Genomic DNA, 1,144 nt, shown 5'->3' with positions numbered 1-1,144 from the left:
GCGCTGGACGGGGCGGCCTGCCGGCACACGATCGTCCCTCCCCGTCTCCCTCCCTGGAGCACACGCAGCGGTGGTCCCTGCCATTGGCCCGGATCACGGGGGCGAGTCCGGAACGGGCGGGGACGCAGCCGCCTTCCGATCACTCTTGTCTTGCCGTCAGGTTCTGGCCGCATGGGTCCGTCCGCTCCCCTGCCCGCCGCGGGCATTCCCGCCGGCGCACCGGCCGCAGGACCGACCCGATCACGACGGACCCGGCCCACGGATGCCGATTGACCGTGATGATCAAGGAACTGATAGTTCTTGTCATGCCTACGAAGGCAATGGGGGAGGTGGCATGACGGGGCTCTTCGACACCGACGTCTGCCGGCCCGCGGCCACAGCGCCGACATCGACAAAGACATCGACGAACTGCGTGACACCGACACCACCCACGACCAACTCCTGCGACGCCGCCGCGGCCGTGGCGAGGGAGGAAACTGCCCGCCGGGCGGTGCGACGTGCTCCCGAGAGCCTGAGGGTGCGCTCCGCCAAGGCGGGGAAGGCGGCCCCGTGCGGGGGAGGCGCATGGCCGAACTGGATCAAGGAATCTCGGGAGATCGGGATGAAACCCGGCCCAACGGAGCGGTCTTGGCCAATTCGATGATCTTCGGCGAGCTGGAGCTTGCCTGTCGTGTGGAAGGACGTGAGCAGCGGCGGCAAGCACTACGGCGCGTGCTGGCGTCCGGTCGCACCCGGCGGCTGCGTGGCCATGGGCTGTGTCATGTCGGAGAACACCTACGACAAGCCCGCACTGACGGACGTGGTGTGTGTGCGGAGGGCACCGGGGCGAAGGCCTACTTCAGCGTGAGGCGAATCAGGTGCCGCCCGCCTACCAGGACGGACGAGACGGCGGCCACCGGGCGCTGGTCGCGCCGAACACCTTCACGTCAGCTCCGGCGTCGCCAGCGCCTCGGTCACCACCACGTACAGCCTCGCCGTGGGTCGGCGACCACACGATCCAGGTCACCCGCCACGACGGTACCCAGCTGGCCGCTTCCCGGAGAACGACACCGCGGGGACCCTCGGCCGGCCTGTGCCGTCCGCGGACCTCGGCGGCGTCCTACCGCCGGCGGCCGCGAGGGAAGAGCCCGGATGTCGGCAGGAC

1 protein-coding gene is annotated in these 1,144 nt (G+C 70.0%); it reads left to right on the top strand.

Going from position 1 to position 1,144, the window contains the following annotated elements; genetic code table 11:
• Positions 1 to 670: 670 nt before the first annotated feature.
• Positions 671 to 847, top strand: a complete 177-nt coding sequence (locus tag VR44_RS45940; protein WP_169790996.1) for a Vps62-related protein — start codon at positions 671 to 673, stop codon at positions 845 to 847.
• Positions 848 to 1,144 lie beyond the last annotated feature (297 nt).

Origin of the sequence: Streptomyces katrae (assembly GCF_000966975.1) — a bacterium.
Classification (GTDB): Bacteria; Actinomycetota; Actinomycetes; order Streptomycetales; family Streptomycetaceae; genus Streptomyces; species Streptomyces katrae.
This window is presented reverse-complemented; position numbering and strand designations above follow the sequence as displayed.